The following is a 6,602-nucleotide window of genomic DNA, read 5'->3' on the forward strand; positions in this document are numbered from 1 at the left end:
GGTGTCGTCGGGACAGATGCAAGAGGCCCTATCCGTCTTGTTGGGCGAGGAGGCCATTCGATGGACTTTTTGGACTGGACGATCATACCTCCGGACCCGCAATAGGGGCCATAGATGCGCTCCTTGTAGGGGGCCAACATGGTCACCAGGACACACCACCGAAGCTGGGGTGCAGAACTCGCCACCGCGCTTGCCCTCGGTGCTGGCGAACATGCCCAGGAAGTATTCATAGACCCAGCCCAGGGTGTCCCTGACCTGATGTTCGGCAGTGCCCAGGCCCATGGTGCCGATGAGGTCCACCGGTTCCCCCAGGCAGCGCTGATCAAGGGTAGGGCGGGCATAGCCCTTGGACAGGATGCCCTTGAGCCTGGGGTTTTCCTTTTCGATCTCGGTCATGGCGTCGTCGATGCGCTTGCCGATGTTCGTCTGCTTGGCGGCGGCCTGTACCACATGCCAGCGAGCGGACGCGGGCACCCAGAACACGCCTTCCGCCGTGTATTCGTCGCGGTCTTCTGGGTCGGCGCCGTTGCCGCCCGCAAGGCCTTCCGCATGGATTTCCGTACGCGTTTGGGCGAAGCGGTCCGAGATGTACTCCAGGAAGATGAGGCCCAGCACCACATTCTCGTAGTCGGCGGTGACCCAGAGCTTGGATTCCAGGCTCTGGCTGGCGGTTTTCCTGTCTTCTACCTGGCGGGTCCGCGCGGCATGCTGTCCCCTTCGCTGTTGTGCTGTTATGCCGTGGAATGGCCTACCACTCCTTATGCCTGCCCATCGAGGGCGGATTCAACCGCACTTCCTGGATGCCCGATACCGTTAGCATCCAGCCCCGTTCTTCCGGATGGCAAAACAGGGTCAGGCCCTGATCGCGGTATCGCTCCGTCGGATCCAGATGGGCCGCACCGGTATCCAGAAACACATGCCCAGCGACCTGCAACAAGGCTCCCCGGCGCGGCGGGGTAATGGTGTGCCCGACATAGGTGCGGGACAGCCCTGCCGGGACGATGGGCACGTCGTGAGTCAGGGCATAGCGTATCTCCCGCCCCCAAAGGATATGCTCCTCCCAAGTACCCACCGCGTCATAGCCGATAATCGGGTGCGCCTCCCGCCACCGGGGATGCTCCGCGTCGTCTAGATCGGCATCGTTCCAGAGCACCGCCACGCCCGCTCCCTGTTCCGCAGCCAGCTCCGCATGAAGCACATGAAAACGTCCGGCAGGGGAAGTATCCATCGGGTCGACGATGCGTACCAAAGGCAGCCGAGACAACGCGGACCGCCACTGTTCGCACCGATCTTCCTCCCTCCGAAAGTGGCGGAGCCAGTCCCAGCCGCCATTGCGGGCAAAGAGATCGGCGTAGGCAGCGGTCCGTTGGGCTTCCTCCCGCCGCATCTCTCGCACATGCTCCAGATTCAACGTGGCCAGCAGCATGGCATCGTGATTACCCAGCACCGGATGAAACCAGGGTTCATCCAGCAGATCCAGCGCCTTGGCACTGTTCGGGCCGCGATCCACCAGGTCGCCCACGCTGAAAAGGCGATCCGTGTCCTCGTCGAAGGCGACACGATCCAGGAGGATTTGCAAGGCGTCGGGATGGCCGTGCAGATCCCCCACGATGAAATCCCGGCCCGCGCGATTGGCCGGATGCGTGCAGACACGGGGGTTCATGGAACCTGTTCCTCCAGTTCAATCACCTGATCCAGGCGCACCCCGGTTCCTTCCCTCGGGTAGCCGAAGGCGTTGGATACGATGCGCACCGGCCCGATACGGTAATCCACCGCATGATGGGTATGGCCATGCATCCACAGCCGCACCCCCTGATCCCCATAGCGCGCCACGGCATCCTCCAATCGGCTGGCGTAGGCACCGGACAGATCGTCCTGCCGGAAGGCTGGGTAAATGGATGCCCATGCCGGTGCATGGTGGGTGATCACGACCTTGTGGCCGGCCCAGGGCTGCGCAATGGACTCCTCCAGCCAAAGCTTACTGGCCAGATGTACCTCCAGAGCATCCCGCGGCAAAAAGCGCCGGGCACCCCCATGGCACCGTATCCGCTTATGATCCTGCAGGGTTTCCTGTGCCGCCCGCATGGCATAGGGGTCGCCGCCATCGAAATCCGACCACAGGGTGGTTCCGAAAAAGCGGATATTGCCGATGTCCACGCCTTGTCTTTCCAGCAGGGTGAAGCGCGCCATCCGATCCTTCGGTAGATGCCTCGCCAGGCCCTCCCGCCACTTTTCCGCTGCCCGTTCGACGGAGTAACCCCAGTAATCGTGATTCCCCAACACCGCCACGATATGTGGAAAAGGGGTCGCCACCATCTTGAGCCAGTCGGCCAGCTTTTTGGGCGTGCCGAAGTCTCCCGCCAGGACGAGAATACTCTGCTTATCCGTCGGCAAAGGCGCCAGACGGACGGTATGGGGTGGATTCGCATCCACGTGGATGTCCGACAGGAGGCGCAGGAAGCGCGGCGGCTCGCCGGCCAGGGCGAGCGCGTGCTCCTTCGCCCGTTCCCGCATCATTGCAACCAGCCGCTATTCCGGTCCGACGGCCGCTCCGCCATGGCCTGCATCTCCAGCAGACGACACACCACACCCCGCAACGCCCGTAGGGACCGGGGGTTCCGGGCAAAGGCCCGTTGCAGACGATCCCGGACAGCCCGATCCAGTGCGGGCAAAGCTGCCGGGTCCACACCGTACTCCCGAGCGACGTCCTGTTGCAGGTTCTCGAAGATCCGATCGAAATCCTCCGCTTCGGGAAACCCCACCGAAACGATCTCCCAGCGGGAGCGCAAGGGTAATGGCAACTCCTCCAGACGATTCGCCGTCGCCACCCAACTGATGGCGGAATAATCGACCTCGCCGAGGAGGAACTCGTCCAGCACCCGGCGACTACTGGCCGGTTCCAGAAGGGTCAGCAGGGTTTCCCAGACCCGTCCGTTGTTGCGTCCCAGGCCGACCTTGTCGATCTCGTCCAGGATCACGATGGGATTGGGGCACCGTTGCTCCAACATCCTTTCCACCAGAAAACCCGGACGGGCGTTGCTCCAGCCGCGCGCGCTCCCCTTGAGTAGCATGTTATCGTTGGAACCTGCGAGCGGCACGAAGATCGTCTGTGCACCCAGGCTTTCCCCCAAGCGGCGCAGGAACCGGGTCTTGCCCATGCCGGCCGGCCCGAGCAGGAGCAAAGGCCGCAGGCGCAGGCTGTCCGCGCCCAAGCGCTGAGCCAGAACCTGCTGCCGTTCCAGCGCATTGATCGCCGCTTCCATCCAGGGAAACTCCTGCCGCAGAGTATCGGCCCAAGACAGGCTCTGCGGCCACGCCATCAACGGCAGGGGGCGTAAAAGGGGACGGAAGCGCTCCAGGGCACGGCGTTCGTCGTCCTTGCCGGGCGACTGCATGGATTGCAGCACCACCAACCGGGCACGCCGGCCCTCCACCGGGTTTTCCGTCGCACCCAGCACGCGGTCCAGGGCGCACTGGAGCGAGAAGAGGGAAAGCGGCACCTCGATTTTGCGCTCCCGGAGGAATCGAACGACCTCCCGGGCCAGCGCCGCGTCCTCCAGCCGGGCTACGGCCTGAAGACCCATTTCCAGAGTCAGGTTGCTGCATTGCCCAATACGGTTTCGGCCCTCCAGGAAAAAAGCGGTCTGGCCGCGCAACCGTGCACACCAAAGACGGAAGAGATCGCGCAAGAAGGTCCCATAGGCTTTCGGCCGCAGGCGGGCGGCCAGTACCACGGCGTAGGCCTCTCCGAGCTCCGAGCCCAGCTGCGCCGCCACCATGGCCCACTGCCAGGCAAATTCCAGCGACGGGCTCCAGCAGCCTTCCCCCTGCTGCACCGCTTCCGCGAGGTCGCCAAAGGGGATGCACGCGACCGCCATCTCCAGGGCAAAACGCTGGGTTTTTTCCAGTACCCGGTCAGGCCAATCCTGGGGCGGGAGCCCGGCATATTCGCTGGCGGCCTCGCGCGCAGAAGGGAGTCCCCGAGTAACCCAAGACGGTACCGGCTCGTCCTTCTCCTCCAGGCTGGCGCAAAGCGCCCCCAGGCAATCCAGCAGGCGGGGCAAGCGCTCTTCGAGATCGGTGTACCAAACGAACATCTTCGGCTCCTTTGTGTGGACAGTGGGTCCACATTGCCGTTATCTTACGAGGATAGTGCATATTTGTCAAATTACCTGTACTATAGTCTTGTCCTGGGACGTGACTGGTCGCAGGACGAATTTCGTTCGTATTGCTTCTCCGTACCTAGGAGGCTTGCCATGCCGCGCCCCGCGCTCTCGTATCCCGTCCGTCTCGAACCGCTATCGGATTTTTACCTGCTGTCGCCCTGGAGCCTCTCGGAGATGGCCCGACGCTTCGGCTTGGGTCGCTCCAACCTGATGGGCCTGTTGCGCGGCGAGCGCACCATCAGCAACGCCAAACTTCTGGAGTTATTGCGCTGGTCCGGCCTGGAGGTGGTGGAAGGCGACTTGCGGCTGGCTCCCGGAGTACATGTGTGGCGCGTCGCCTCGGCCAAGCATCGGGAAGCCCTGCTGCGCCTTCCCAAAGACCTGCGGCCGGAGGATGCCTGGGATCTGGTCACCGAGAGCGATCGTCCCCGGCGCGAGTGGATTCACGTATTGAGCCATCCCCGCGACGCACGGCAGGTCCTTTTGTCCTTGCGACCGGATCATTATCCCGTTTTGCGGGATCGCTGGCCGGGCCTGGGACGGCATGGCCGACTGCTCCACTTCGCGGAGGGCAAAAAATACGACGAGATCGCGGGTCAGCTTGGGGGAGAACGGCTGTACCTGCCTTTGGCGCAGGGGGCTCTACTGTTCACGGAGGCCAAAGTAAAGGAGGGGAGTGTGGCTCCCGAAATAGACGAGTGGGCGCGTTGGCTACGGCAGACGCTCTACCTGGACACCAGTCCCTGGTTACTGCCCGAATTGGCGGCCGAAGCGACGCCAGGCGAAGGGCCAAGCCCTTCGGTAACCCCTGTTGATCCCGACGCCTGTCAGCGTGCCTGGGCGGCCCTGAGCCATCGGCTCGACCTGGGCGGGGCGCATGCCGACACTTGCGACGTCCCGGTTTTTCCTCTGGGCGATATTCGCCAGTATCCCGTCGGCATGGTGCGCTTGGACCGGTCCTTTCTTGGGGACAGGGCTCTGGAGTACGGCAAGGCGCAGCGCCTACGCTTCTATCGGGATGAGCACACCAGGGTCCTGTGGCTGATACTGTTGGAGCAGCCTTGTCCCTGCGGCCTGCCCAATCCGGTCCCTGCCGACGGGATTGGCGATCTCGTCCTGATGCGGCAGGGAACATCGCTCCAGGTTGGCCGGGCTTCGGTTCCGGGACAACCCATTCTGGGACGGGTTTTGAGTCGCATGGAGAATGGCGGGAAATAGGGCAGGAAAAAAAGCCCGCTGAAAAGCCTTCAACTACTCCCCCCGCTAGGTGCGGACGTGTCGGATCCATCGTCGCGCCTTTGGCGTACGCAAAACCGCGATGAAGGATTTTTCCTGATCAGCATGCTCATTTCGGTGCATTTGGGCACGCTAATCGGACACCAGAGTGGAGCCAAAGTGGAGCCAAAGTGGAGCCAAAGTGGAGCCAAAGTGGAGCCAAAGTGGAGCCACTTTGGCGCCACAATGGCACTCGCCCACTGCCAAAATACGGGGGGATGGACCCAGCCGTCGCCAGCCCGGATCTTCAGCGCTCCATCGTCGATACCCGGATCTGAATCCGGTCCGAGGGCGCGCAGCCGTTTTGTCGTCTATCGACTTACTGTTCGGGCCTTGGATTAGCCGGTCTTCTTACAGCCCGGAAAGCCCGAAAGATAGCACCTGCAGTCGCTCCCGGGTCTGCCCGATCAGGCATTCCAGGGCGCTGCCATGCCCTGGCTGGAGCGCCGGGGTGCTCGGACCGCACTCCTGCCGCTTTTTCTCGATCCAATGGACCTCCTGGGTCTTGAGATCCCGCTGTTGAGCAGGGTTGGCCTGATGCATGAGAGCTTCGTAGCGTTGTCCAAGTTGCTGTGTCAAGGTTTGATATTGGGCTACCGCCTCGGCGTGGGCGGACTCGGCGTTGTCACTGGCAATGACCGTCGGGGCATTGAGATAGGTGGCAAAATCCACCGCCCTGGGATTATCCTTCTCTAGCAGCCAACCACCAAACGCGGGGTTCCATTGCCAGGATGCGCTGGCGCTATAACCGCAGGCCATGCACTTGGTGCTGCGAAAACCGCCAATGGTCAGGGTGTTTCCCTGAGTCCTGATCGATAGCTTCCCATCTTCCTCGCTAGCATTGAAGAGTCGGCGCATGCCGCCACCCTGGTAACCGTAGATTTGGTAGCTGCTACTGCCCGCGTCGGCTCCCGTCGACCAGCCGTAGGCAGACAGCTGGGCATAGGGTCCAGGTACGAGATGCAGAATCCGAAATTGATAGGCGGCGGTGCCTGGGATGGGATTTTGCGCCGTCTCGACGTAACTCGCCTTGACCGCACCGTTGACGACAATTTCAGCAACCGCATCACAGGTGCCATATCCCCCAGGTTTCTCCACGATGCGCAAGATCTGGGCACCCGGCCAAGGACCAAACTCTGCCGGCCGCTGGGACAGTACGCG

Annotated in this window: 6 protein-coding genes; 1 reads left to right on the plus strand and 5 read right to left on the minus strand. The window is 62.6% G+C overall.

Annotated features, from left to right (window positions below; genetic code table 11):
- The 4 genes from Q0C23_RS03310 to Q0C23_RS03325 all read right to left on the minus strand — a co-directional run.
- The coding region (locus Q0C23_RS03310; protein ID WP_291510962.1) for a type I restriction-modification system subunit M N-terminal domain-containing protein at positions 1-618 on the minus strand (618 nt) is incomplete at its 3' end.
- A 130-nt stretch (positions 619-748) separates the two neighbouring features.
- A complete protein-coding gene (locus tag Q0C23_RS03315) occupies positions 749-1,663 on the minus strand; it encodes a metallophosphoesterase (RefSeq protein ID WP_291510963.1) in 915 nt (304 codons plus the stop codon).
- Positions 1,660-2,517, minus strand: a complete 858-nt coding sequence (locus tag Q0C23_RS03320; protein WP_291510964.1) for a metallophosphoesterase — start codon at positions 2,515-2,517, stop codon at positions 1,660-1,662. The genes Q0C23_RS03315 and Q0C23_RS03320 overlap by 4 nt, the downstream gene beginning before the upstream one ends.
- Positions 2,514-4,097: an AAA family ATPase gene (locus tag Q0C23_RS03325; RefSeq protein ID WP_291510965.1), complete on the minus strand. Its 1,584-nt coding sequence runs from the start codon at positions 4,095-4,097 to the stop codon at positions 2,514-2,516. The genes Q0C23_RS03320 and Q0C23_RS03325 overlap by 4 nt, the downstream gene beginning before the upstream one ends.
- Positions 4,098-4,256: 159 nt before the next feature.
- Here Q0C23_RS03325 and Q0C23_RS03330 point away from each other — a divergent pair, with 159 nt between their 5' ends.
- Positions 4,257-5,384, plus strand: a complete 1,128-nt coding sequence (locus Q0C23_RS03330; protein ID WP_291510966.1) for a hypothetical protein — start codon at positions 4,257-4,259, stop codon at positions 5,382-5,384.
- 408 nt (positions 5,385-5,792) lie between these two features.
- Here Q0C23_RS03330 and Q0C23_RS03335 read toward each other — a convergent pair.
- A partial coding sequence (locus Q0C23_RS03335; protein WP_291510967.1) for a lysozyme inhibitor LprI family protein occupies positions 5,793-6,602 on the minus strand: 810 nt, incomplete at its 5' end.

This window comes from Acidithiobacillus sp. (assembly GCF_023256195.1).
In the GTDB taxonomy this organism is placed as follows: Bacteria; Pseudomonadota; Gammaproteobacteria; order Acidithiobacillales; family Acidithiobacillaceae; genus Acidithiobacillus_A.

Excerpts from the sequence above, each read along its gene's own strand:
- Q0C23_RS03315 (WP_291510963.1), bottom strand. The coding sequence starts at position 1,663 with ATGAACCCCCGTGTCTGCACGCATCCGGCCAATCGCGCGGGCCGGGAT.
- Q0C23_RS03320 (WP_291510964.1), bottom strand. The coding sequence starts at position 2,517 with ATGATGCGGGAACGGGCGAAGGAGCACGCGCTCGCCCTGGCCGGCGAG.
- Q0C23_RS03325 (WP_291510965.1), bottom strand. The coding sequence starts at position 4,097 with ATGTTCGTTTGGTACACCGATCTCGAAGAGCGCTTGCCCCGCCTGCTG.
- Q0C23_RS03330 (WP_291510966.1), top strand. The coding sequence starts at position 4,257 with ATGCCGCGCCCCGCGCTCTCGTATCCCGTCCGTCTCGAACCGCTATCG.